Raw genomic sequence first — 25340 nt, forward strand, 5'->3', positions numbered from 1 at the left:
ATTACTGCCCCTTGCGCTCGGCGCGGCGCACCGCGCCCGGCACCTCGATCTCGACCCGCGCCGGCAGCTGGTGCACGTGCAGCTCGTTGTTGACCCACTCGGCCGTTTCGCCGTTGATGGTCGCCTCGCCCGGCTCACCGGCATACGGCCATGGCAGCACCACGCCGCCGACCGGTGGCACCAGGCCCGGCTGCACCTCCAGCACCAGCTGCTTGTCACTGCGTTGCAGGCGGTAGTTCAGCTGGCCCTGCGGCGTGCGCAGGCCCTGCACGGCAACACCGTCGCCCTGCAGCCAGGCGGTCGGGACGCCTGCGGCCAGTACCAGCGCATCATCCATGTCGCGGCTGTAGGCAAACATGTCCAGTGCCGAACGCACGAAGTCCGAGGCGACCCAGGCATGTGGCAGGTCACCGACGAAGAACGGCTTGCGCGGCGTGCGCGAAACCACTTCGGCCCACTGGTTCCAGGCTTGCGGCGCACGGTCCCTGAAGAAGAACTCGGTCGCCTGCCAGGCGCGATCGCGCCAGCCCAGGCGAACGAAGGCGGCCACGTTGCGCCATTCGTACGGCGTGTAGTCCTTCCACTCGCGCTTGCCATCGCGGCGGGCTACGAATTCCTTCCAGTAACGCTCGAAGGTCGCCTCCAACGCCTGCTGCGGCAGGCGGCCCTGCTCGCCGCCCGGCGCCAGCGCGATGGTGGTCGAGGTCGCGTCGAAATCGCCCAGCTCGGCCGAACCCGGCAGGTAGTCGATGTTGTGCTGCTGCATCGCCGACAGCAGTGACGCCTGCAGGTCATCACGGAACTGGTCACGCGACTCGGCGATCTGCATCGCTTCGACCTTGCCCAGCTGGGCCGCCAGCGTTGCCGCGTCCTTGTAGCCGCGCAGGGCCCAGAAGTTGTCCCAGTACGAATGCATCGGCTTGGCCGAATAGCCTTCGTGGCTGATCGAGGCCGGCATCATCCCGTAGAACGCCGGATTGCGCGCACGGTTCTCTTCGGTACGCTCGCTGGCACGCAGCTGCTCCATGTAGGTGTAGGCGCCCTGCACGTGCGGCCACATCAGCTCGGCGAAGGTGCTGTCGCCGGTATAGCGCCCATATTCGGCGATGCTGTAGATCAGCTCACCGTGGCTGTCATTCTCCGGCACCGGGTCGCTGCCGCGCGCATCGACACAGCACGGCACCTTGCCGTTCTCGAACTGGAACGGCGCATACCAGTTGATGTAGTCACGTACTGCGTCGCTGCGGCCCATGCGCAGCAGGCCTTCGGAAATCATCGCGCCGTCGCGGATCCAGCTGCGCGCGTACGAGCGCGTGCCCGGCTGCAGGCGCGGGCCAACCCGCGAGATCAGCATGTGCGCCACGGCGGTGCGCAGGGTGTCGACCAGGGCCTGGTCGGCCGCCGGCACCTGCAGCGAGACCACGCCCAGCTTCTGCCGCCACTGTTCGGCCACCTGCGCCTGGGCCTTGGCCACGTCCAGCGACTGCGGCGCCCAGCTCCCGGTCTGCGGCAGTACCACTGCCACTTCGCGGCTCTGGCCGGGTTCCAGCTTGATCGTATACAGCAGCGCACCGGACGCCATGCCGGTACTGTCCTTCACCGCCGTGCTGGCCGGGTATTTCCCGGAGGCCAGGTGCATCGCGTCGAGCTTGCCATCGAACGTGCTGGCGAAGCGGGCATCGGGCACCTGCAGTGGATAGATGCGCGGCTCGCCGTTGATGCGCACCAGCTGCTCGCCCACGTCCAGCGCGTCGATGCGGCTGAAGCCGCCCACCGTGTTGAGGAACTGGGTCGGCGGGTTGACCTGCCAGGGGCGGATCGCCAGCGCGAGCGTGTATTCGTGGGCGACCTTGTCCGGATTGCTCAAGCGGTAGCGGCCGATCAACTGCGCGCGCTCCGGCGTGCCCTGCACGAAGCTGGTCACCGCCAGGCCGGCCTTCTCGTGCACCCAATCGACGTTGGCGATCGGAAGATAGTGGTCCTGCAGCGACTGGGTGATGGCAACCTTGGACCAGTCCAGCAGCTTGCCGTCGAGGCGGATGAACGGCTCGATGCTGAAGCTGCCCTTGGCCGGTTCCAGGGCCCCGTCCTCGCTGATCAGCGCCTGTTCCTGTCCACCGTCCAGGCCCAGCAGGGTCCAGTACGGCTGTTCGCCCACGTAGGCGCGCGGCAACGAACCGCGTGGCAGGTCGGCCGCCACCGAGGACAGGAACGCGTTCGGCGTGGCGGCAAAGGCCAGCGGCTTGAGCGTGATGTCACGGATGCCGTAACGCCAGTTCGGGCCATCGAGCAGATCGAAGCGCACGTACCGCGCATCGGTGTCCGGCAATGCCAGCCAGTCGCGGCCACCGGCAGCGCCGGTCACCTCGCGCACGGTGCGCCAGTCGCGGCCATCCTCGGAGGTCCGCACGGTATAGCGGCTGGCTTCCAGATTCGGCAGCCAGTCGATCACTGCACCGCCGATCTCGCGGCTCTTGTGCAGGTCCAGGCTGATGGTCTGCTGCTTGACCCCGCCGCTGATCCAGAACGTATCGCTCTTGCCGTCGATCATGCGGTCCTGCAACGCGGTGGCAGTATCGGCGATCACCGACGGCGCCAGCGCCGAATCATCCTGCGCTGGCAGGCCCTGCAGGGTCAGCCTGTCGAAGCACACCGTGCCGCGCCCGCCGACCTTGCTGTAGATCGTGAACTCGACCGCAGCGCTGCGCGCCATCTCCTTTTCGGGCGAGGGCCCCCACGCCTTGTCGATCTGGCGACGGCGGTATTCGACTGGCGACCATGCCTTGGGGAAACGGTAGCCCGGGCGGTTGACCCACCAGACATTGTCGCCGCTGGCGTCGATCAGCTTGAACTGCAGGTCGTTGGCCGGCGAGTCACCGCGCAGCTGGAAGCCGAAGCGGTAGTTGACCGGGTACTCGATGTTCAGCGCACGGCGGATGCCGACGTAGCCGGAGACGTTGTGGAAATCGTAGTCCAGGCACAGGGCACGGCCGCCACCGGCACCACTGACCGGCCGCAGCGATCCACTGACCTGGTCGGACAGCACCAGTTTCCAGGCGCCGATGTCGTCGAAGTCGTCCAGCACCTTCGGTGCCGGCAGCACCGGAGGTGCGGCCATCGCCAGGGAGGTCCACAACAGGCCCAGTCCAACGGCGATCACGCGCTTCATCCCTTGACGCTCCCCAGCAACAGACCTTGGATGTAGTACCGCTGCAGCACCAGGAACAGCGCCAGCACCGGAACCACGGTAACCACCGCGCCCGCCATCATCATTTCCACGTCCATGATGTGCTCGCGCGAGAGGGTGGCCAGCGCCACCGGCAAAGTGTAGTGCTCCTGGTCGGTCAACACGATCAGCGGCCACATGAAATCGTTCCATGCGCCCATGAAGGTGAAGATGGCCAGCGTCACCAGCACCGGCTTGAGCATCGGCAGCACGATCTGGAAGAAGATGCGCAGCTCCCCTGCCCCGTCGATGCGCGCCGCTTCAAGCAGCTCGTCCGGAATCGAACGCGCGTACTGGCGCACCAGGAAAATGCCGAACACGCTGGCCAGCGCCGGCACGATCACGCCGCCGAAGCTGTTGACCAGGCCGAGCTGCTTCATCAGCAGGAACAGAGGCAGCATCGCCACCTGCGCCGGAATCACCAGCGCCGCCATCAGCACCTGGAACAGGCGCTCGCGACCGACGAAGTTGAGCTTGGCGAAGGCATAGCCCGCCATGGTGTTGAGCAGCAGCGAACCCACGGTGATGCCCAGCGACACCAGCAGGCTGTTGGCGAAGTTGCCCCCCATGCCGGTGCGCGCGAACAGCTCATGGTAGTTGTGCGTGGTGATGCTCGAAGGCAGCAGTGGCGGCGGGAAATGGCTGGCCTCGCCCTGCGGCATGAACGAGACCGAGACCATCCACAGCAGCGGTGCCAGGCTGACCAGGGCCAGCACCAGCAACGCACCATTGATCACCCACGGGTACCAGCGCGACTGGCCGATTTCACGACTCATACCAACTGCCTCTTGCGGCCGAAACGCAGCATCACGGTGGTCACCGCCAGGATGATCAGGAACAGCAGGAACGCCACCGCGGAGGCGCGTCCCAGATTCCACCACTTGAAGCCTTCCTCGAACATGAAATACAGCACGCTGACGGTGCTCTGCAGCGGGTCGCCGCGGGTCATGACATACGGCTCGGCGAACAGCTGGAAGTAGCCCGACACGGTGATCACCCCGACCACCAGCAGCACCGGGCCGAGCATCGGCAGGGTGATGTGCAGGAACTGCTTCCAGCGCGAGGCGCCGTCGATGCGCGCGGCCTCGTACAGGTCATGCGGGATCGCCTGCAGGCCGGCCAGGAAGATCACCATGTTGTAGCCGAAGTTCTTCCACACCGCGAACAGCATGATGGTCGGCATGGCCCAGTTGGGATCACCCAGCCAGTCGATCGGACTGATGCCCAGGTGGCCCAGGCCGTAGTTCACCAGGCCGTAGCTGGTGTGGAACAGGTAGCGCCAGATCACCGCCACCGCCACCAGCGTGGTCACCACCGGCGCGAACAGGGCCGTGCGGAACAGGGCCTTGAAGCGGGCGGCCGGCGCATTGAGCAGCATCGCCGCGCCTAGCGACACGCCGATCGACAATGGCACCCCGATCAGCACGAAGTAGGTGGTGTTCCACAGCGACTTCCAGAACATCGGCGTCTGCAGCAGGTCGATGTAGTTGCCCAGGCCGACGAAGCGCAGGTTGCTGCTGTCGGCCAGCGCGTACAGGTCGAAGTCGGTCACGCTCAGCGCGAGCGCCGAGGCCACCGGCAGGCCGAAGAACACGCCCAGCACGATCAGCGAGGGGCCGGCGAAGATCCAGCCGGCCAGCGAAGTACGTTTCATTGCGGGCTCCCGGCGGCCACGGCGCTGCTCGAGTGCGGCGGCGGCGCGCGCTCCTGCAGGCGTTGTTGTTCATGCATCCAGCGGCGCTTGGCCAGCACCTTGTCCACGCGCTGGTCGAGTTCTTCGACGGCCTTGTCCTGCGGCAGGCCACCGCGCACCACCTTCTCGGTGACGATGCGCATTTCCTGCACGATGCGCTCCCATTCGAGCACCTTCGGCGTCGGCTTGACCCGCTCCAGCTGATCACGGAACGCGGCAGCCAGCGGATCGCTGGCCAGCGACGGCGCGTTCCAGGCACTGCGACGCGGCGGCAGGTCACCGATGATTGAATGGAAGCGCGCCTGGATCTGCGGGCGCGACAGGAATTCGATCAGCTTCCAGGACGCTTCCTTCTGCTGCGATTTGCGGAAGATCACCAGGCTGGTGCCGCCGGCGATGCCCGCGCCCGGACCGTCCGGCCCCGGCAGCGCGGCAGTGCCCCACTGCCCTTCCAGTTCCTTCGGCTGCAGCTTCTTGAACTCGCGGATGTTCCAGGGGCCGGAAATGTAGAACACGTTGAAGCCGCGGAAGAACTCATCCCAGACGTTGGAGATCTGCGTCTCGGACATCTTCGGCGCCCAGCCCTGCTCGAACATGTTGGCGTAGAAGGCCAGCGTGCGGCGGAATCCCGGGCTGGCGAAATTGCCGCGGGTATCGTCGTCGCGCAGCAGTGGATCCGGCTGCTGCAGGGCCAGCGACAGCTGCTGCTCGAACTCGTTGATCGGCATCAGCACCGCATAGCGGTTGGGCCCCTGCATGCGCTTGATCGCTGCCATCTGCTCCTCCCACTCCGCCCACGTGCGCGGCGGGTGGTCGTAGCCGGCCTTGGCCAGCAGGTCCTTGCGGTAGTAGATCAGGCGCGTATCGACATACCACGGCACGCCCACCAGCTCGCCGTGGATCACGTTGGTGTCCCAGATGCCCTGGAAGTAGTCCTTCGGGTCGACCACGGCCGAGTGCTGCACGAACGGCTGCAGCGGGGTCAGTGCATCCAGCTCGGCGAACTCCGGCACCCAGGTGTTGCCGAGCTGGCATACATCCGGCAGGCCATCGGCCGCGAATGCGGTCAGCAGTTTCTCGTGCGCGGCCGTCCATGGGATGTTCTGCACATCCACCTTGATGCCGGGGTTTTCAGCCTCGAATTCGTGGATCAGCTCGCTGACCACCTCCGCTTCGCGACCCATCGCCCAGAAGCGTACGGCGGTGGTGCCCGTCTCGGGACGGGCGCAGCCGGCCACCGCCAGCGCGGCCAGGGCAGGCAGCGCCCAGCGGCGCAGGCGGTCGGTCCAGTTCGGCATCAGGTTACTTGCCCTGGCCTGTGGTGCGGTTGGCATTGTTCTTCTGTTCCTGCGCGGCAGCCGCGCGTGATTCGGCGATACCCACCGCGCGTGCTGCCGCGGCCTTCTCATCCTTCTGCAGTTCCAGGGGCTGGAACGACCCTTCCGGCGCCAGCCAGCCGCCACTGAACCCGGCCCGCTCCAGGCCCTTGCGGATGTACGGGTTCTTCTTCATCACTTCCCACACGAAATCATCGCGGTAGTTGGCGATCATGGTCAGGATCGGGCCCTGGTCGATGGCGATGTAATCGCTGGCGACCCAGCCACGATCCGGGATGACGCGGCCGGTCTTGATCGGGATGTCGTAGTTGAAACTGGGGTTGAACGAATCCAGGAAGCCGTAGCTGGAATAGATGTAGTCGCCGTAGCGCTTGTGCATCTCCAGCGTCGCCGGAATCACCTGCTCGGGTGCGAACACCACCGATGCGATCGCGGCAGTGGGGGCGATGGTGCCGTCATCGAAGTTCTCGCGCAGGCCGGCGCCGCGCGAGGAGTAATGGCGGAACTGGCGCTGCTCGCCGCGGTACTCCTGCGTGGTGTTCTGCGGGCCATCACTGGCGGTCAGGCCCCAGACGTTCTCGCCATAGTCCTTCCACTGCATCGGGTTGGCGATGGCGTATTCGCGCTGGGCCAGCGCGGCCGAGCGGCTGTTGAGGAAATAGGTGCTGCCGCGCTCGCGCATGTACGCGTCCTGGATGTCGCGGAAGTCGATCCAGACGTGGCTGTACTGGTGGCCGAACAGCGGGCCGAAGGACAGGTATTCCTGACCCTGGTAGACACCCCAGTCGTTGTCGTAGGTGCGCGTCCAGACCGTCCACGCGTCCGGGCTGACCGGATGCGTGGGCGAACCCAGGGCGAGGATGTAGACCATCATCGCCTCGTTGTAGCCCATCCAGTCGTGGTCGATGAAACCGCTCTCCGGGAACCAGCCCATCGAGATCAGCGGCGAACGCTGCTGCAGCCACGGCCAGTCGACCTTCTTGTACAAGGTATCGGCGATCTGGCGGATTTCCTTCTCGCGCGGATCGTCACCGTCGTAGTACGACTGCGCGAACAGCACGCCCATCATCAGCAGTGCGGTATCCACCGAGGACAGTTCGACCCAGCTGTCGTAGCGACGGCCTTCCTGCATGTCCAGGAAGTGGTAGTAGAAGCCCTTGTAACCGGCCTTGCCGGTGCGCTGCGGGCCCATCGGCACGTCGCGGAAGAATTTCAGGGTGGTCAGCGTGCGGTCGATCGCCTGGTTGCGGCTGACCCAGCCGTTCTCGATGCCGATCGGATAGGCGGTCAGCGCGAAGCCGACCGAGGCGATGCTGGCGAACGGCCGCGATGGGTAGCGGTCCGGGGTCAGCCCGTTGACCTCGTTGGTGGTGTCCCAGAAGAACTGGAAGGTGCGGCGCTCGATGTCATCGAACAGCGGCGGCAGCTCCGGCTTCATCGGCCGCGGCGGTGCGTCGGCCTCGATCAGGATCACCGGCGGGCGGGGCTTGGCAGGTTCCTGCTGGGCCGGCTGGCAGGCGGCCACGGCCAGGCTCAGCGCTGCGGCGGACAACAGATGGCGTGCCTGCATGGCGCGGTTCCTCCGGTGGTCTGATCGATGGGAAAGCATACCGTCCAATGATCTGAAATCGTTTACAAGGTGTGTGCTTAAAAAACCACGAAAAACGTGGCCTGACACCGCGATCATTGCCCACGCCGCTGCCCCCTGGCCGGCAGCGGCGTGGGCAATGGACCGGCACGGGGCCGGCCATTGCCGTTTTCACCGATGCCGCCAGCAAGCCAGCGGCATCGGGTCATGCATCACCGCCCGGGCTTAGAAGCGGAAGCCCACTTCGGCCTTGACCTGGCGCGGCGTACCGATGATGTCGCCGGTCTCGTTGTAGCTGGCCTGCAGCTTGCCGTTGGTCTTGACGTAGTTGTAGGTGGAGAAGTTGTCGAAGTTGAACACGTTGATGATGTCCAGGCGGGCGTACAGCTCGGTGTTGCCCGCCAGCTTGAACGTCTTCGTCGCCTGCAGGTCGACCGAGCGGTAGCCGAAGATCTTGCCACCCACCAGGAACTTGCCGGTGGCGTTGGGCACGGCCGCCTGCGGAGTCGGCAGGGTGTAGCCGCTGGCCTGCATCACCGGGTACCAGTCGTTGACGGCGGTCGGGGTGGCCAGGGTGATCTTGCCGCCGAAGGTGATGCCCCAGAAGCCCGCGTACGAACCGGTCACCACCAGGCGGTGGCGCGGTGCACCGTTGGAACGGATGGTCGGGTAATCACCGATCAGGCCGCGATCAAAGGCGTACTTCTCGTTGATGTCGCGGTTGTGGCGCGCGGTCGTCCAGGTATAGGCGATCGAGGTGCCCCAGCCGCTTTCCTTGGTGAACGGCTTCTGCGCCGACAGCAGGACCTGGGTGGCACGGGTCTTGATGCCCTGCTGGCCGATGATCAGGCTGCCGAAGCCCGGTACGTTACAGCTCCAGGCCTGGCTCAGGCCCGGGGAGGTGCCACCGCACAGGCGCGGATCATCGAAGAACTGGCCGGTCGGATAGCGGTTGCCCAGGGTGAAGGCGAAGCCGTCGTAGCTCAGGGTACGAGCGATGGTGGCGTCGGTCAGCCAGTCGCCGATCTGGTTGCTCATGCCCAGGCTGAACTGGTCCGAGTACGGCGCCTTCAGCTTGTTGTTGAGCAGGTCCACTTCCAGGCCGGCATTGCTGGTCGCGCCGACCAGTGCCTGCAGGTTGCCGATGCCGTTGAGCAGATTCGGGTTCCAGTCATAGCAGGCGGCCTGGCCGTTGATGCAGGCGCCGGTGGCCGGGTTGCGGAAGTAGATGGTCGGCTGCGGCAGGGCCAGCTTGGTGGTTTCCAGCTGCAGGTTGTCGAACAGGTCACGGTCGTAGGAACGGCCGGCACCACCGTGGATCACGTGCTGCTCGTCGGCATTGATGTCATACGAGAAGCCCAGGCGCGGCTGCCAGGCATCCTTGAATGCCTTGCGGTTGTGACCGTTGCTGATGTAGTCGCTAATGTCCAGGCCGCCCAGTGCCAGCGAATCGGCATAGGTCTGGCCGGCGGGGGCGCGCGGATCCTGCGAATAGATGGCGTCGACCACCTGCTGCGGGGTCACGAAGTCCAGGTAGGACGGGGTCTTTTCGTAGTCCCAGCGCAGGCCGATGTTCAGCTGCAGGTGGTCGTTGACCTGCCAGTCGTCTTGGATGAACACGCCGTACTGCTTGGACTTCGAACGCACTTCGCCGGACACGCCGGTCACGCCGGTGACCGGCTTGACGAACTGCGCCTTGTACGGAATGGAATCGGGGAAGTCCGGATCGCCCAGCGAGTAGGTGAAGGTCGGGTTGATCTGCGCCGCATCGGAAGCGTACAGGTCGATCTGCTTGTACTTCACGCCCATCTTGATGGTGTGGTCGCCCGCCCACTGGATGCCATCCAGGGTCAGGTTGTCTTCGATCGACCAGCCCTTCTGGCCCTTCACCTGCGAATCCAGTGCCGAGGCGCCACCGATCTTCACGATGGTGCGGTCTTCGGGGCCGTCCGGTGCGGTGTAGGTGATGCCGTTGGCCAGCGTCAGCGGGGTCGGGTTGTTGAACGAGTCTTCGTGGGTGACCATCAACTCGTTGTAGTAGCGCTCACCGCTGTGGTTCCAGCGCAGGGCGTAACGACGGTCGGTGTTGACCACTTCACGGCCGGCTTCCGGCGAGGTCTGGCCACTGAACTGCGACTGGGTTTCGTCGCGGTCCTGGAAGGTCAGCTCGATGCGATCGTTGTCGGTCGGCTCGAAGTCAATCTTGCCGAAGATCAGGTCCTGCTGGAACGGCTGGCTGGCCGGGCCAAGGCCGGCGGCGCCAGCCGGCGGCAGCAGGCCGGCAGCGCCGGTGACCGCGCCATCCGGCGCGATGGTGACCGGCAGGTCGAAGCGCTTCGCTTCGTAGGTCACGAAGAAGTGCGCCTTGTCCTGGATGATCGGGCCGCCCAGGGCGAAGCCGTATTCCTTCTCGGCCGAGACCATCTTCTCCTTGCCACCCTGGCGCTCGGCCGGGGTCTTGGCACGCATGTCTTCATCGGTGTAGCGGTAGAACGCCTCACCCTTGAACTCATTGGTGCCGGACTTGGTTGCAGCCGTCACCGCGGCGCTCGACACCTGGCCGTACTCGGCCTTGTAGTTGCCGCTGATGACCTTGTATTCGCCGATGGCCAACTGCGGGAACGGGTTGCCGGCGCTGCCGGACTGGCCGGCCACGCCGCCGCCCTTGACGTAGCTCTTCTGGCCCACGCCGTCGATGTACACGTTGGTGCCATCGGCATTGGTAGCGCCGCCGCGCAGCGAGGTGTTGCCCTTGGCGTCGCGGGTGAAGATCAGGCCCGGCACCGCGTCGGCGAACTCCAGGAAGTTGCGCGACACCTGCGGGGTGGTCTGGATCTGCTGCAGGCTGACGGTCTTGCCGACTTCGGAGGTGCGCACTTCCTGCAGCAGGGTCGGCGCAACAACGTTGACGGTGTCCAGGTTGGTGGCTGCGGTCGAACCCGGGGTGCTGCTGGCGGCACCGGCAAAGTTCAGCGTCGCGGTCGAGGCCACGGTGACGGTGACCTTCTGGGTCTGGCCGTTGGCGACCACGTTGTAGGTGCCCGGATCCAGGCCCATCAGCGAGTAGCTGCCGTCGGCGCGGATGGTGCCACGGCGGACGGTACCGGTGGCCACGTTGGTGGCGGTCACTTCGGTGCCTGCCTGGGCGCCGGCAACCTGGCCGCGCAGGCTGGCGTTGGCCGACTGCGCCATGACGTTGGGGGCGGCAGCCAGCATCAGGCAGCTGACCAGTGCGGTGCTCAGCAGCCGGCGCGCCGGCATGCGGAAGGTGGTATGCATCATCAACTCAATCTCCGGGTGGCGGTAACCGCTTGCGCGGTCCCTGCGATCAGTCAAAAAAAAGAAGGAACGCCTCTGGCTTCAACGGCCGGATGGCGGAGTGGTGGAATCGCGAACTATCAAGCGGGGAACCAGGGTCTGCTTGTCCCCTGTCCCATCCGTGGAGGTGCCGTCCATCAACTGCATCAGACGCGTCATGGCCCGGTCGCCGAGCTCGGCGATGCTGACCTGCATGGTGGTCAGCGACGGGTGGACGAAACGCGCCAGTGGAATGTCATCGAAACCTGCCAGGGCAACATCGGCCGGCACACGGACCCCTGCCTGCGTGAACGCATACAGGCAGCCCAGGGCCATCATGTCGTTGGCAGCGAACACGGCATCGGGCAGCGCTCCGGCTGCCAGCAACTCCTGACCGGCGCGATGGCCGGAAGCTTCGTCGAAATCACCGGGCAGCTCGATGCCCTCGGCGCCACTGCCGAATGCCACCAGCGCGTCACGGAAGCCGCGCAGGCGCTCGCGCGCGTCGAAGTTGAGGTCCGGACCAGAAATGAAGGCAATGCGGCGGTGGCCGGCATCCAGCAGGTGGCGGGTCATCGCCATGGCGCCAGCGTGGTCGTCGATGCTCAGCACCGGGTGGTCCTGCCCGGGCAGGTAGGTGTTGATCAGCACCGTGGGCAACGACTGCGGCAGGTTGTCGGTCAGGAAGCCCGGGCTCTCGGCATAGGGCGAGAGCACCAGCAGGCCGTCCACGCGGCCGCGCATGGCGCGCAGGGCAGCGCCCTGCTGTTCCTGGTCGCCGTGGTAGCTGGACACCAGCAGGTGCTGGCGGCGGTTGCGGGCCACGCCGTCGATGCCGCGCATCAGCTCGGAGAAGAATTCGCCGTACAGGTCCGGCAGCACCACGCCCACCGTATTGGTGCGGCGGCTGCTCAGGCTGCGGGCGGCGGCGTGCGGGGTGTAACGCAGCCGTGCGGCGACCTCCAGCACAAGCTGGCGGACCGGTTCGGCGACATTTTCATGCCCGTTCAGCGCGCGGGAAACCGTGGCCACGGAGACCCGAGCTTCGCGTGCGACGTCTTTGATTGTGATAGCTGCCTTGTTCACGAAGCCGCCCTCCACGGCTTGGACCTACCAGCATTGGCGCGGAATGTAAGCGTTTCCATCTGGGCTTGTAAACAGTCCGTTAGGCGAATGTCCTGAAATGGACATGAAAATCTGTCCGTGGCGCGGCCCGCAGGGACCGGCCATGACAGTGCGGGACAAGGGCTCAGCCCTGTTCTGACGGGGTCTGTGCGCGGATGGACAGCGCGTGGATATCGGTGTCCATCATCGACCCCAGCGCGGCATAGACCGCGCGATGCCGGGCCAGCGGCCCCAGTCCGGCGAACCGCTCACTCACCACATGGACGTTGAAGTGGCCGCGCCCGTCGCGGGCACCGGCATGGCCGGCGTGGCGATGGCTGTCGTCCTCGATCTCAAGAATGGTGGGAGCCAGTGCCTGCTGCAGCGCGTCACGGATCCGCTCGATCCGTTCCGTGCTCACGGCAGGACCTTGCGGAACGGCCGCACCTGCACGTGGGTGTAGACGCCTGCGGCGACGTACGGGTCGGCATCGGCCCAGGCCTGTGCCTGTGGCAGCGACTCGAACTGCGCAATCACCACCGAACCACTGAACCCGGCCGGGCCCGGGTCTTCACTGTCCACCGCCGGGCACGGCCCGGCCAGCAGCAGGCGTCCCTCGTCGCGCAGCGCGTGCAGCCGCGCCAGGTGTTCCGGCCGCGCCTGCAGCCGCTGTGCCAGCACATCCTGGCCGTCATACCCTTCGATCACATACCACACCGGCATTTCCTCGCGTGCGTTGTCGGTGCGCCGATTCTAGCCAATGCCGGCCCGCTCCCGGCCCCGGCTGGACACTGGCGCGGCAAAGGCTTACCCTAGTGTCCATTGCACGTGGCTGGATGCAGCAGCCCGTCGGTTTTTGCGGCCAACGCAGCCCCCGACGATCGTCCCGCTGCTTCAAACCGGACCACCCGGCCGGGCCACGTAGACGACCTCCCCGTAGTTCCGTCGCTGCCGTCTCCTGCGGCGCGTCCTGCTGTTTGATATGTGTGGAATCGCGCCGATCCCGGCGTGTCTGGTGCCCTGGGGCTCCGTGGCGTTGGCCCGGCGAACCCGGTGCCGCGACTGGTCCGTTGCAATCCTGATGTCCATTAGATGACTTCCGAACTCGCGCTCGACGCGAACCCGCCAACCCGGCCGCCCGCCCCCCAGCAGCAGGAAATGCCGCTGGCCGTGGTGCATGGGCAACCGGTCCTGCAGATCCCGCAGGACCTGTACATCCCGCCGGACGCGCTGGAAGTCATCCTGGACGCCTTCGAAGGCCCGCTGGACCTGCTGCTGTACCTGATCCGCCGCCAGAACCTGGATGTGCTGGACATTCCCGTCGCCGAAATCACCCGGCAGTACGTGGAATACATCACCGTGATGCGCGAGCTGCGCTTCGAGCTGGCTGCCGAGTACCTGGTGATGGCCGCGATCCTGGCCGAGGTGAAGTCGCGCATGCTGCTGCCGCGCCCGGTCAGCGAGGAAGGCGATGAAGCCGACCCGCGCGCCGAGCTGGTGCGCCGGCTGCAGGAGTACGAACGCTTCAAGCAGGCCGCCGAGGACATCGACGCCCTGCCCCGCCAGGACCGCGACACCACGGTGGCGCACGCCTTCATGCCCGAGCGCGCCACGGTGAAGCTGCCGCCGCCGGTGGACCTGAAGGAAATGCTGCTGGCCCTGCACGACGTGCTCAAGCGCGCCGAGCTGTTCAGCGGCCACGCCATCAAGCGCGAGGCACTGAGCGTGCGGCAACGCATGGGCGAGGTACTCGGCCGCCTGGAAGACGGCAAGTTCTATCGCTTTGAAGGGCTGTTCACGGCAGAAGAAGGCAAGCTGGGCGTGCTGGTCACGTTCCTGGCGGTGCTGGAGCTGGCCAAGGAACAGCTGCTGGACATCGTCCAGGAAGAACCGCTGGCGCCGATCTACGTCAAGTCGCTGGCGGCCGGCAACACCAACGCCCCGCTGCAGTTCAGCAGCGAGTTCGACGACAACGACGCCGCCAATGCCAATGAGTGAGCGCTGACTGCCGATGGATCAATCGCTGATCGACCGCATTGTCGAGGGTGCCCTGCTGGCTTCCAGCCAGCCGCTCACCCTGGCCCAGCTGAAGGACCTGTTCCCGGAGGAGGAGCCGGCGCCGCCGGGTAGCATCGAACGTGCGCTGGAACGGCTGCGCGAGGCCTGCGAAGGACGCGGCGTGGAACTGGTCGAGGTCGCTTCGGGCTTCCGCTACCAGGTCACCAGCGAAGTGCATGGCTGGATCAGCCGGCTGTGGACCGAACGCAAGACCCGCTACACCCGCGCCACCCTGGAAACCCTGGCGCTGATCGCCTACCGGCAGCCGATCACCCGCGGCGAGATCGAACAGGTGCGCGGCGTGGCGGTCAGCAGCAACATCATCCAGGCACTGGAAGAACGCGAATGGATCCGCGTGGTCGGCCACCGCGACGTGCCCGGCAAGCCGGCACTGTTCGGCACCACCAAGGGCTTCCTGGACTACTTCGGGCTGAAGCGGCTGGACGAACTGCCGCCGCTGTCGGAACTGAAGGACCTGGGCGAGCTGGAACCGCAACTGGCGCTGGACCGCGATGCTCCGGCCGTTGCCGGCGCCGACGGTCCGGACGTCTCGGCCGACGGCGCTGCCGCCAACGACGACGCCGGCCTGGCCGGCAGTGACACCCCCGATTCCGCCGATGCAGCGCCTGCGTCGGCCACCGATGAGCAAGCACCTTCGCCCCTCGATGATGGGCACCCCGATTCCGCGCCGGGCGAGCGCGCGGTGCCCCTGAACGAACGCGAAGACAACGCCGTCGCGATGACGACCGTGGCTGTTGACCAAGCCGATTCCGAACCAGAGGCCGACCTCGAAACCGTCGGCCGGAGCAAAACTGATGAGTGACACCCCCCGTAACAAGCTCTCGCTGAAGCGCGAAGCCACCTCCGAACAGTTCAAGCTGGAAGAGCGCCTGCACAAGGTGCTGGCCCAGGCCGGCCTTGGCTCGCGCCGCGCGCTGGAACAGCGCATCGCCGAAGGCCTGGTCAAGGTCAACGGTGAAGTCGCGCAGACCGGCATGTCGGTCAAGAGCGGCGACAGGATCGAACTGGACGGTCGCGGCTTCGTCGCCACCGCGCTGGCCGAACCGTCGCGCGTACTGGTCTACAACAAGCCCGAAGGCGAAGTGACCACCCGCGAAGATCCCGAAGGCCGCCCGACCGTGTTCGAATCGCTGCCGCCGCTGAAGGGCGCGCGCTGGATCGCGATCGGCCGCCTGGACATCAACACCACCGGCCTGCTGCTGGCCACCACCGACGGTGAGCTGGCCAACGCCATGATGCACCCGTCGTTCGAGGTCGAGCGCGAGTACGTGGTGCGCGTGCGTGCACCGGAAGGCGAGGAAAAGGTCTCCGACGCCATCGTCGACCGCCTCAGCCGTGGCGTCGCGCTGGAGGACGGCCCGGCCAAGTTCGACGAGATCGAACGCATCGGCGGCACCGATTCGCACGACTGGTTCCGCGTCGTGGTGAAGGAAGGCCGCAACCGCGAAGTGCGCCGCCTGTGGGAATCGCAGGGCTGCCAGGTCAGCCGCCTGAAGCGCACCCGCTACGGCAAGGTCAGCCTGCCGCGCGAACTGGCCCGTGGCCATTCGGTGGAATTGAGCACCCCGCAGGTTGAAGCCCTGCGCGCGCAGCTGAAGCTGGAAGAAGGCGCACCGTCGGCGCTGACGCTGCAGCCGGTGATCGGCCAGCGCCGCGCCGCCAAGACCACCGTGCGCGTGCGCGAAGGGGGCCGCGGCAACGCCTACGTCAACGGCCACAACACCGCTGACGAAGGTCGCGAGCTGCGCCGTTTCGACAACGTCCGCGAAGATCGCGGCCGTGGCCGCGGTGGCAAGGGCGGTGGCTTCAAGGGTGGCCTGACGGTCAGCGGTGAAGCGGCGGCCAAGCAGTCGCAGAAGCCGTTCAAGCAGCGCGCCCCGAAGAACGATCGCTCGCTGCCGGAAGGCAACCCGGCCGCGTTCCGCACCTGGTACGTGCCGGATGGCGTGAGCACCGGCCCGAGCGGCCATCGCAACGCCGGTCCGGGCGCGCGTGGCCCGGGTGCCCGTGGTCCGGGTGCTGGCGGCCAGGGCCGTCCGTACGGCAAGCCGAAGGGCCCGGGCGCTGGCGCCGGGGGCGGCCAGGGCCGTGGCGGTTTCGGTGGCGAAGGCCGTGGTGGCGCAGGCGGCCAGGGCCGGCCGGCCGGTGCGGGCAACCGCTCGCAGGGCCAGGGCAACAAGCATCCGTATGGCCATCCGGGCAATGCTCCGAGCTTCCCGTCCGACCACGCCACGCCGGGCTTCAACCCGTACGGCAGCCCGAAGCCGGCGCAGGGCGCCCGTCCGGGCGGTCGTGGTCCGGGTGGTGGCAACCGTGGGCCGGGCGGCAATCGCGGCCCCGGCGGTCCGGGTGGCAACCGTGGCCCGGGCGGCCCCGGTGGTAACCGCGGTCCCGGCGGCCCGCGCCGCAGCGGCCCGCGCGGCGGCTGATCGTTGGCCACGCTGACATGAAAAACCCCGGCTCCGGCCGGGGTTTTTCTTTACCTGGCAGGTCGCCCCCCGGGTGGATCCACGCCATGGGCGGACGCAAAGCGAGAACTAGGAATTCTTTGAAAACGAGCTGTTTGTGTCACGCGTCGCTGCATGACGCGCGAGGCCTAACTATCGTGCCTGTGTCATCCACACTACACACAGGAGCCGCAATGGCTTGGCACACCTCCGAATCCGTCCTGGGGCTGGGCACTGCCACCAACCGGTGGTGGAACACCATTTATGGGCCTGCCGACAAGGTTGAGGTTTCAGGCATCTATCGATGCCTGGGCTGCAAGCGCGAGGTCACCTGCAACAGGAACGATCCCTTCCCGCCCCAACCCAAGCACGTGCATACCCCGCAACAAGGCCCGATCCGTTGGAAGCTCAACGTACGCACCAACACCGAAGGCACCTGACAGCACCTTCGGCAAGAAAAAGGGGACGGAGGGGATTAAGTCGCTTTCGCCCCTTTGAGGCAAAAGCGACTTAATCCCCTCCGTCCCCTTTTTTGTTGTCAGCGCCGGCTGATGGTGAAGGCGGCGCCGTCCACGCCCAGGTCCCAGCCCTTGCCGGTGCCGGACAGGGCCAGCGAGATGTCGCCCTTGGTCATCACCTGCGCATTGCTGGATTTCACCGCGCCGGCATGCGCACCGACCGAGGCGTAGGTGCCCAGCAGCTCGTTGACGCTCACGGCGCCGGTGAAGCTGCCACGGCCATTGGTGATCTTCGACTTGCCCACGGTCAGGCCGCCGCCCTTCACTTCAATGCGCACCGGCAGGCTGGCGCCGTTGCTGCAGCTGACGGTGCCGTTGCCCGACGCGGTCTTGTAGATCAACGACCAGCCGGACAGGTTGTAGCGCAGCTGGCAATCGAGGTTGCCGGCGGCGTGCGCGGCCGGGGCCAGCGTGGCAGCGGACAGGGCCAGCAGCAGGGCGAAGGGCTTGTTCATGGCGGGACTTCCAGTTCGATCGACTGCCGGCGAATCTAGCAGCGCGCACGTGCACGTTGGATGCAGGCGCGCGCGCTGCGTGGCAGGCATTCAGCCGCCGTCGTGCTGTATCAGGCCTGCCCGTCCAGGTGGAAGGCATCGGCATCGAGCATCGCCGGGAAACGCGCGCGGTGGGCGGCCAGCGCCTCGGCCGAGATGGTGGTGGTGACCACCTGTTCGCGCTCGCGGATCTCCACCTGCGGCTGGCCGAGGAAATCCAGCACTGCGCTGTCGCCGGCGTAGTGCAGCTGGTTGCCATCGACGCCGATGCGGTTCACCGCCGCCACGAAGCACAGGTTCTCGATTGCCCGCGCACGCAGCAGGGTCTTCCACGCATAGGCGCGCGCCGACGGCCAGTTGGCGACGAAGATCTGCAGGTCGAAATCCAGCTGCTGCGGGCGTTCGACGTTGTAGCGGTTGCGGCAGAACACCGGGAAACGCAGGTCGTAGCAGACCTGCGGATTGATCCGCCAACCCTTCCATTCCACGCTCAGGCGTTCGCGGCCAGCAGCATAGCGTTCGTGCTCGCCGCCGTAGCGGAACAGGTGGCGCTTGTCGTAGTACTGCAGCTCGCCCTCCGGCGTGGCAAACAGCAGGCGGTTGTACACGCCCGCGCCATCACGCAGCTGCATGCTGCCGATCACCGCCGCGTCCAGCGCCTTCGCTTGTTCGTGCACCCAGGCCACGGTCGGGCCATCCATGCCTTCGGCCTGGGCGATGGCGTCATTGGAGAAGCCACTGGTGAAGGTCTCCGGCAGGATCACCAGGTCGGTGGTGCCGGCCAGCGGTGCGAGCAGCGCGCCGTAGTAGGCGCGGTTGCCGGCCGGATCGTGCCAGCGGGTGTCACCCTGGACGAGGGAAATGCGCAGGTCATTCATGTCCACGCCTCCGCTCACAGCAGCCGCAGGCGTTCGATCGCCGCGTCCATGGTCGCTTCGTTCTTGGCAAAGCACAGGCGCACCAGGCGCTGGCCGGCCGGCGGAGTCTCGTAGAACGGCGACAGCGGAATGGCGGTGACGCCCTTCTCGATGGTCAACCACTTCACGAACTCATGGTCGGGCAGGTCGCTGATGGCCGAGTAGTCCACCAGTTGGAAGTAGCCACCCGGCACCGGCAGCGCCTTCAGGCGGGTACCGGCGAGCTGCTCGCGGAAACGGTCGCGCTTGGCCTGGTAGAACGCGCCCAGTTCCAGGTGGTGTTCGGGTTCGTCGCGGATGATCGCGGCGAAGCCGTACTGGGCCGGGCCGAAGCTGGTGAACGTGTTGTACTGGTGCACCTTGCGGAATTCAGCGGTCAGCAACGGCGGCGCCACGGCGTAGCCGATCTTCCAGCCAGTGCAGTGGTAGGTCTTGCCGAAGCTGGAGATGACGAAGGTGCGCTCGCGCAGTTCCGGATAGCGCAGCGCCGACTCATGGCGGCGACCGTCGTAGATGATGTGCTCGTACACCTCATCGGAGATCAGGTAGATCTGCGTGCCGCGCAGCAGCGCGGCCAGCGCCTGCATGTCAGCCTCGTCCAGCATCGCACCGGACGGGTTGTGCGGGGTATTGACCATCAGCATGCGGGTGCGCGGGGTGATCGCCGCGCGCACGCGGTCCCAGTCCACGGCGAAGGTCTGCGGGTCCAGCGGCACGTGCACGGCGGTGGCCCCGGCCAGCTCGATCGCCGGCTCGTAGCAGTCATAGGCCGGATCGAGCACGATGACTTCCTCACCGGCACGCACCACGGCGTGGATGGCATTGAAGATAGCCTCGGTGGCGCCGCTGGTGACGGTGATTTCGGTGTCCGGGTCGATGGTGGCGCCGTACAGGTCCAGCGACTTCTGCGCGATGGCCTGGCGCAGCGGCGCGACGCCGGTCATCGGCGGATACTGGTTGAGGCCGGCCGCCATCGCCTTGGCGGTCTCGTCGATCAGGCGCTGCGGCGCGGAAAAGTCCGGGAACCCCTGGCCCAGGTTGACCGCGCCGTGTTCGGCGGCGAGCTGGGACATCACGGTGAAGATCGTGGTACCGACCTTGGGCAGCTTGGTGGTGGGTTGCATCGGCCTGGACTGTGGGGGAACAAGGGATCCGAGTTTACGCAATCCGCGCGCCGGTAGTGCCGGCCGCTGGCCGGCGCCTCGGCACACGCGGCTGGCACCCCGGGAAATTGCCGGCCAGCGGCCGGCACTACCATCGGCATTCACCGCTACAATTGCCGCCGCACTCCGGCATGAAGACCCCTGCCCCTTGAACACCCCTGCATTGCTGGCCGCCAGCGGCCTGAGCTTCTCCCGCAATGACGAGCCGGTGTTCGGCCCGCTGGAGTTCCATGTGGACGCCGGCGAGGCCCTGCTGGTGCAGGGCGGCAATGGCGCCGGCAAGACCACCCTGCTGCGCGTGCTGGCCGGCCTGGCCCGGCCCGGTGCCGGCCAGGTACGGATCGACGGCAAGCCGGCCAGCAATGCCGAGCGTGCGCGCTACGTGGCCTACCTCAGCCATCTGCCGGCGCTGAAGCCCGACCTCGGGACGCTGGAGAACCTGCACTTCCTGTGCGGCCTGCATGGCCGGCGTGCCCGGCAGATGCCCGGCAACGCACTGGCGATCGTCGGCCTGGCCGGCTACGAGGACACCCTGGTGCGGCACCTGTCGGCCGGGCAGAAGCGGCGGCTGGCACTGGCGCGCATCTGGCTGTCTCCAGCGCCGCTGTGGCTGCTCGACGAGCCCTATGCCAACCTCGACCTGGAGGGCATCACCCTGGTCAACCGGATGATTTCGGCGCACCTGCGCGCCGGTGGCGCTGCGCTGGTCACCACCCACGGCGCCTATGCCGCACCGCCGGTGCGCACCCGCCAGCTCGACCTCGGCGGTGCCGCATGATCGCGCCGGGCACCGAACCGGGCCTGTGGCAGACCGCAAGCGCCCTGCTCAAGCGCGACCTGCGCCTGCTCTGGCGCCGCCGCGGCGACGCGCTGCAACCGCTGCTGTTCGCGGTGCTGGTAGTGGTGCTGTTCGCCCTGGCCCAAGGCCGCGAACCACAGCTGCTGGCCGCCACCGCCGGTGCAGTGCTGTGGCTGGCCGTGTTGCTGGCCGGACAGCTGTCGCTGGATTCGCTGTTCCGTTCCGACGCCGAAGACGGCTCGCTGGAACAATGGCTGCTGGCGCCGGTGCCGCTGGCCTGGCTGGTGCTGGTGCGCGTGCTGCTGCATTGGGCCACCACCGCGCTGCCGCTGATCGTGGTCAGCCCGCTGCTGGCCGAAATGCTGCATCTGCCGCATGACCAGCTGCCGATGTTGCTGGCATCGTTGCTGCTGGGAACGCCGTTGCTGAGCCTGATCGGGGGCGTGGTCGCCGCGCTGACCGTCGGCATCCGACGCTCTGGTATTCTCGTGGCGCTGCTGTCGTTGCCGTTGTACGTGCCGGTGCTGGTGTTCGGCGCGGGCAGCCTGGCGGCAGCCGGGCGCGGGCAGGATCCGGTCGGTGCGCTGCTGATGCTGGGCGCTGGCCTGCTGGTCGCGCTGGTGCTGGCGCCGCTGGCCACTGCCGCTGCAATACGCATTTCTCTGAGTTGACCGAGCTGAGAGCCAATCCACCCCTGCTGGATAGCCGCCACGCATGAATCCGATTGTCCGCTGGTTCCACCAACTCGGTTCGCCTCCCACGTTCGATCGTTTCGCTGCCCGCTGGTCGCGGGTGTTCTACCTGGTTGCGGTACCGGTGCTGCTGGTCGGCATGTGGCAGGCGCTGCTGGTGGTGCCACCGGAAGCCAAGCAGCTGGACAGCTTCCGCATCCTCTACATCCACGTGCCCAGCGCCTGGATGAGCCTGTTCGTGTTCGCGCTGATGGCGCTGTATGCGGCCATCGCGCTGATCTGGCGGATCAAGGTCTGCGAGATCCTGGCCATGGCCTGCGCGCCGATGGGCGCCGGCTTCACCCTGATCACCCTGTTGACCGGCAGCATCTGGGGCGAGGGCACCTGGGGCACCTGGTGGGACTGGGACCCGCGCATGACCAGCGAGCTGGTGCTGCTGTTCCTGTACCTGGGCGTGATCGGCCTGTACCACGCCATCGAGGACCGCCGCAGCGCCGCGCGCGCGGCCGGCCTGCTGGCCATCGTCGGTGTCAGCCTGCTGCCGGTGATCCGCTACTCGGTGGACTGGTGGGGCGGCCTGCACCAGCGCCAGTCGATCAGCGTGTTCGGTGAATCGGCCATCAGCAGCGCGATGATCGCGCCGCTGTGGTGGATGGTGATCGGCACCAAGTTCTGGTTCGCCGGTTCGGTGCTGGCCAAGGCCCGCGCCGACAATCTCGACCGCGAGGCCGGCAAGGCCTGGGTCGGTGGCCGCGTCGATGCCCAACGCCCGGCCGGGGAGGCACAGCCATGACCCACCTGCCCTATGTGATCGGGGCCTACGCCGTGTTCGTACTGGTGCTCGGCGCCGATGCCATCGGTTCGTGGCTGCGCCTGCGCGTTGCGCGCCGGCTGGCACTGGCCCGCCAGCAGCGCCAGCAGACCCGCGCCGGGAGGCCGGACGCAGCGACGCCGCTGTCGACGGAGCTGGAACGATGACCCCGGTACAGCGTCGCCGCCTGGTGTGGGTGCTGCTGGCCCTGCTCGCCTCCGGCCTGGCCACCGCACTGGTGGCGATGGCACTGGAGCGCAACATCGCCTACCTGTACACGCCTTCGGAAGTGCTGCGCGGCGATGTCGATGCACAGTCGCGCTTCCGCCTCGGTGGCATGGTGGTGAAAGGTTCCTTCAACCGACCGGTCGGCTCGCTGGAGGCACGCTTCGAGGTGACCGACGGCGACGCGCAGCTGGCAGTGACCACGTCGCGGATCCTGCCGGACATGTTCGCCGAAGGCACGGCGGTGGTCGCCAGCGGCCGCCTGCAGGACGGCACCTTCGTTGCCGACGAAGTGCTGGCCAAGCACGATGAGAAGTACGTGCCGAAGGAAGTGGCCGACAAGATGGGCGACGCCCATCGCAAGCACGACGTGCCGGTGACGGCACCCGAGGTGCGCTGAGTGCTGCCCGAACTGGGTCAGATCCTGCTGTTGTGCGCATTGCTGGCCTCGCTGCTGCAGGCCGGCCTGCCGCTGGCCGGTGCGCATCGCAACAATGCGGCCTGGATGGCGGTGGCACGGCCGGCCGCCGTCGCGCAGCTGCTGCTGCTCGCCGGCGCGTTCGCGGTACTGACCGCCGCGTTCGTGCAGCAGGATTTCTCGGTGCGCTACGTGGCCGAGAACTCCAATTCGCTGCTGCCGATGATGTACCGCTATTCGGCGGTCTGGGGCGCGCACGAAGGCTCGCTGCTGATGTGGGCGCTGGTGCTGGCGCTGTGGACCGGCGCGGTGGCGCTGTTCTCGCGCCAGCTGCCCACGCCGGTGCTGGCGCGCGTGCTGGCGGTGATGGGCGTGGTCAGCGTCGGTTTCCTTGCCTTCCTGATCTTCACCTCCAATCCGTTCCTGCGCCTGAACCCGGCACCGCTGGAAGGCCGCGATCTCAACCCGCTGCTGCAGGACCCGGGGCTGATCATCCACCCGCCGATGCTGTACATCGGCTACGTGGGCTTCGCGGTGCCGTTTGCATTCGCGGTGGCGGCACTGCTGGAAGGCCGTGTCGACGCACGCTGGCTGCGCTGGACGCGGCCGTGGACGAACGTTGCGTGGGGCTTCCTGACCCTGGGCATCGCACTGGGCAGCTGGTGGGCCTACTACGAGCTGGGCTGGGGCGGCTGGTGGTTCTGGGATCCGGTGGAAAATGCCAGCTTCATGCCGTGGCTGGTCGGTGCGGCACTGATCCACTCACAGGCCGTCACCGAAAAGCGCGGCACTTTCGGCAGCTGGACCCTGCTGCTGGCGATCGCCGCCTTCGCACTGTCACTGCTGGGCACCTTCCTGGTGCGCTCGGGCGTGCTGACCAGCGTGCATTCGTTCGCCGCCGATCCGTCGCGCGGCCTGTTCATCCTGGTGTTCCTGTCGGTGCTGGTCGGCGGCAGCCTGTTGCTGTACGCGCTGCGTGCCAGCCAGCTGAGCGTGGATGCCGATGACCCACGCCGCGGCTTCACCGCTGCCTCGCGCGAGACCCTGCTGCTGGCCAACAACCTGCTGCTGGCCACCGCCTGCGCGATGGTGCTGCTCGGCACGCTGTACCCGCTGCTGGCCGACGCGCTGTCGCTGGGCAAGATCTCGGTCGGCCCGCCCTACTTCGGCAGCCTGTTCCTGCTGCTGATGGCGCCGATGATCCTGCTGCTGCCGTTCGGCCCGCTGGTGAAATGGCAGCGTGACCAGCCCTCGCGCGCCTTTGCGCTGCTGGCACCGTGGCTGGGCCTGGCACTGCTGCTGGGCGCGCTGGCCTGGTGGCGGGCGCCACAGAACGGCTGGAAGGCCGGCATCGGCGTGGCTGCAGCGGCCTGGGTTGCACTCGGCACCGCACGCTTCGTCTGGCAGCGACTGCGCGGCAATGGCCGCTTCACCGCCGAAATGCTCGGCATGATCGTCGCCCACGCCGGCATCGCCGTGTTCCTGGCTGGCGCGCTGCTGGTGGAGGCACTGAACGTGCAGCGCGAAGTTGCATTGGCACCGGGCCAGCAGCTGGTGGTCGGCCGCCACGAAGTCCGCTTCGAAGGCGTGGACCATCGCGAAGGCCCGAACTTCATCGCCGACCGTGGCCATCTGCGCGTCTACCGCGACGGCCGCGAGCTGGCCCTGCTGCACCCGGAGAAGCGCCAGTACGCCAGCGGCGGCCAGGTGATGACCGAGGCCGGCATCGATGCACGCTTCGACGGCGATGTCTACGTGGCATTGGGCGAGCCGCTGGGCAACAATGCATGGGCGGTCCGGGTCCACATCAAGCCGTTCGTGCGCTGGATCTGGCTGGGCGCGCTGTTGATGGCCCTGGGCGGATTCATCACCGCCGCCGACCGCCGTTTCCGTCGTCCGTAGGAGTTTCCATGTCCGAGTCCCCCGCCCCTCGCCCCTCCCGCCCGCTGCCGCCGGTAGCCATCGTGATCGGCGTGCTGTTCTTCTTCGGCCTGCTCGGGCTGATGATCTATGGGGTGATGAAATCGGGCGACCCGCAGCGCGACATACTGCCGTCGCCGCTGATCGACAAGCCGGCACCGGCGTTCGCGCTGCCGGTGCTGCACGATCCGGAGATGATCGTGCACAGCGACGACCTGCGCGGTGCGCCGTACCTGCTGAATGTGTGGGGCAGCTGGTGCGCGGCCTGCCGCGAGGAACACCCGGTGCTGACCCGCTTTGCCGAGAGCAAGCGCGTGCGCGTGATCGGCTACAACTGGAAGGATGATCCGAAGGACGCGCTGCACTGGCTGGAACAGCTCGGCAACCCGTTCATGGTCGTGCTCAGCGACGTGGAAGGCCGCACCGCGATCGACTGGGGCGTGACCGCCGCACCGGAAACCTTCCTGGTCGACGGCAGCGGCATCGTGCGCTGGAAATACAGTGGTGCGATGACCCAGCGCGTGGTCGACGAGAAGCTGATCCCGGCACTGCAGAAGATCGAGAAAGCGCAGGGCAGTGCCGGCAACACCCTGCATACGGCGCCCTGAACCC

At 67.0% G+C, this 25340-nt stretch carries 23 protein-coding genes; 11 read left to right on the forward strand and 12 right to left on the reverse strand.

All coding sequences use genetic code 11. The annotated features are described in order from the left end of the window. Position 1 precedes the first annotated feature (1 nt). The 9 genes from NSQ78_RS14625 to NSQ78_RS14665 all read right to left on the reverse strand — a co-directional run bounded on the left by NSQ78_RS14625 (position 2) and on the right by NSQ78_RS14665 (position 12962). Positions 2-3169, reverse strand: coding sequence for a discoidin domain-containing protein (locus NSQ78_RS14625; RefSeq protein ID WP_339206577.1), 3168 nt, complete (start codon positions 3167-3169; stop codon positions 2-4). Continuing rightward, positions 3166-4002: a carbohydrate ABC transporter permease gene (locus NSQ78_RS14630; protein ID WP_064238877.1), complete on the reverse strand. Its 837-nt coding sequence runs from the start codon at positions 4000-4002 to the stop codon at positions 3166-3168. The genes NSQ78_RS14625 and NSQ78_RS14630 overlap by 4 nt, the downstream gene beginning before the upstream one ends. Beyond that, the gene (locus NSQ78_RS14635) at positions 3999-4880 is read right to left on the reverse strand and encodes a sugar ABC transporter permease (RefSeq protein WP_005410323.1); all 882 of its coding nucleotides are present in this window, start codon (positions 4878-4880) and stop codon (positions 3999-4001) included. The genes NSQ78_RS14630 and NSQ78_RS14635 overlap by 4 nt, the downstream gene beginning before the upstream one ends. After that, a complete protein-coding gene (locus NSQ78_RS14640) occupies positions 4877-6217 on the reverse strand; it encodes a sugar ABC transporter substrate-binding protein (RefSeq protein WP_064238878.1) in 1341 nt (446 codons plus the stop codon). The genes NSQ78_RS14635 and NSQ78_RS14640 overlap by 4 nt, the downstream gene beginning before the upstream one ends. A 4-nt stretch (positions 6218-6221) precedes the next feature. Further along, positions 6222-7826, reverse strand: coding sequence for a glucoamylase family protein (locus NSQ78_RS14645; RefSeq protein WP_064238879.1), 1605 nt, complete (start codon positions 7824-7826; stop codon positions 6222-6224). A gap of 243 nt (positions 7827-8069) precedes the next feature. Continuing rightward, positions 8070-11126 carry a TonB-dependent receptor gene (locus NSQ78_RS14650; RefSeq protein ID WP_049414530.1) on the reverse strand — a complete coding sequence of 1019 codons (3057 nt, stop codon included), beginning with the start codon at positions 11124-11126 and terminating at the stop codon, positions 8070-8072. A 78-nt stretch (positions 11127-11204) separates the two neighbouring features. Next, complete coding sequence (locus NSQ78_RS14655) at positions 11205-12242, reverse strand: LacI family DNA-binding transcriptional regulator (protein ID WP_049465024.1); 1038 nt, start codon at positions 12240-12242, stop codon at positions 11205-11207. A 148-nt stretch (positions 12243-12390) separates the two neighbouring features. Continuing rightward, positions 12391-12666 carry a BolA family protein gene (locus NSQ78_RS14660; protein WP_064238880.1) on the reverse strand — a complete coding sequence of 92 codons (276 nt, stop codon included), beginning with the start codon at positions 12664-12666 and terminating at the stop codon, positions 12391-12393. Beyond that, entirely contained in the window at positions 12663-12962 is a 300-nt protein-coding gene (locus NSQ78_RS14665) for a YciI family protein (RefSeq protein ID WP_064239671.1), read from the reverse strand. The genes NSQ78_RS14660 and NSQ78_RS14665 overlap by 4 nt, the downstream gene beginning before the upstream one ends. 375 nt (positions 12963-13337) lie before the next feature. Between NSQ78_RS14665 and NSQ78_RS14670 the strand changes: the two genes are divergently transcribed. From NSQ78_RS14670 to NSQ78_RS14685, 4 genes are all read left to right on the forward strand, one after another. Continuing rightward, positions 13338-14243: a ScpA family protein gene (locus tag NSQ78_RS14670; RefSeq protein ID WP_005417635.1), complete on the forward strand. Its 906-nt coding sequence runs from the start codon at positions 13338-13340 to the stop codon at positions 14241-14243. A 13-nt stretch (positions 14244-14256) separates the two neighbouring features. After that, entirely contained in the window at positions 14257-15126 is an 870-nt protein-coding gene (scpB, locus tag NSQ78_RS14675; protein ID WP_049465020.1) for an SMC-Scp complex subunit ScpB, read from the forward strand. After that, positions 15119-16753, forward strand: coding sequence for a pseudouridine synthase (locus NSQ78_RS14680; RefSeq protein WP_053460875.1), 1635 nt, complete (start codon positions 15119-15121; stop codon positions 16751-16753). Before scpB ends, NSQ78_RS14680 begins: the two co-directional genes overlap by 8 nt. 212 nt (positions 16754-16965) lie before the next feature. Further along, positions 16966-17211: a hypothetical protein gene (locus NSQ78_RS14685; RefSeq protein WP_053091662.1), complete on the forward strand. Its 246-nt coding sequence runs from the start codon at positions 16966-16968 to the stop codon at positions 17209-17211. Positions 17212-17309: 98 nt separating this feature from the next. On the opposite strand, the gene NSQ78_RS14690 is transcribed toward NSQ78_RS14685, so the two are convergent. The 3 genes from NSQ78_RS14690 to NSQ78_RS14700 form a co-directional block, all read right to left on the reverse strand. Beyond that, a complete protein-coding gene (locus NSQ78_RS14690) occupies positions 17310-17744 on the reverse strand; it encodes a hypothetical protein (RefSeq protein ID WP_005417639.1) in 435 nt (144 codons plus the stop codon). Between the two features lie 110 nt (positions 17745-17854). After that, positions 17855-18661, reverse strand: a complete 807-nt coding sequence (locus NSQ78_RS14695; RefSeq protein WP_064238881.1) for an amidohydrolase — start codon at positions 18659-18661, stop codon at positions 17855-17857. Positions 18662-18675: 14 nt separating this feature from the next. Continuing rightward, the gene (locus NSQ78_RS14700) at positions 18676-19824 is read right to left on the reverse strand and encodes a pyridoxal phosphate-dependent aminotransferase (RefSeq protein WP_339206588.1); all 1149 of its coding nucleotides are present in this window, start codon (positions 19822-19824) and stop codon (positions 18676-18678) included. Positions 19825-20011: 187 nt separating this feature from the next. Between NSQ78_RS14700 and ccmA the strand changes: the two genes are divergently transcribed. The 7 genes from ccmA to NSQ78_RS14735 are packed head-to-tail and all read left to right on the forward strand — an operon-like array spanning position 20012 to position 25336. Further along, positions 20012-20641 (forward strand): heme ABC exporter ATP-binding protein CcmA, encoded by a 630-nt coding sequence (gene ccmA / locus NSQ78_RS14705; protein ID WP_049465012.1) that lies wholly within the window; start codon positions 20012-20014, stop codon positions 20639-20641. Continuing rightward, positions 20638-21333 (forward strand): heme exporter protein CcmB, encoded by a 696-nt coding sequence (gene ccmB / locus NSQ78_RS14710; RefSeq protein WP_057493565.1) that lies wholly within the window; start codon positions 20638-20640, stop codon positions 21331-21333. Before ccmA ends, ccmB begins: the two co-directional genes overlap by 4 nt. A 43-nt stretch (positions 21334-21376) precedes the next feature. After that, positions 21377-22147, forward strand: coding sequence for a heme ABC transporter permease CcmC (gene ccmC, locus NSQ78_RS14715; RefSeq protein ID WP_064238882.1), 771 nt, complete (start codon positions 21377-21379; stop codon positions 22145-22147). After that, positions 22144-22332 carry a heme exporter protein CcmD gene (gene ccmD, locus NSQ78_RS14720; RefSeq protein WP_057493567.1) on the forward strand — a complete coding sequence of 63 codons (189 nt, stop codon included), beginning with the start codon at positions 22144-22146 and terminating at the stop codon, positions 22330-22332. Before ccmC ends, ccmD begins: the two co-directional genes overlap by 4 nt. After that, the gene (ccmE, locus tag NSQ78_RS14725) at positions 22329-22790 is read left to right on the forward strand and encodes a cytochrome c maturation protein CcmE (RefSeq protein ID WP_014647764.1); all 462 of its coding nucleotides are present in this window, start codon (positions 22329-22331) and stop codon (positions 22788-22790) included. The genes ccmD and ccmE overlap by 4 nt, the downstream gene beginning before the upstream one ends. Continuing rightward, complete coding sequence (locus tag NSQ78_RS14730) at positions 22791-24710, forward strand: heme lyase CcmF/NrfE family subunit (protein WP_064238883.1); 1920 nt, start codon at positions 22791-22793, stop codon at positions 24708-24710. 8 nt (positions 24711-24718) lie between these two features. Next, positions 24719-25336 (forward strand): DsbE family thiol:disulfide interchange protein, encoded by a 618-nt coding sequence (locus NSQ78_RS14735; protein ID WP_049465004.1) that lies wholly within the window; start codon positions 24719-24721, stop codon positions 25334-25336. The last annotated feature ends 4 nt before the right edge of the window (positions 25337-25340 follow it).

Source organism: Stenotrophomonas sp. FSL W7-1447, assembly GCF_037966425.1.
In the GTDB taxonomy this organism is placed as follows: Bacteria; Pseudomonadota; Gammaproteobacteria; order Xanthomonadales; family Xanthomonadaceae; genus Stenotrophomonas; species Stenotrophomonas pavanii.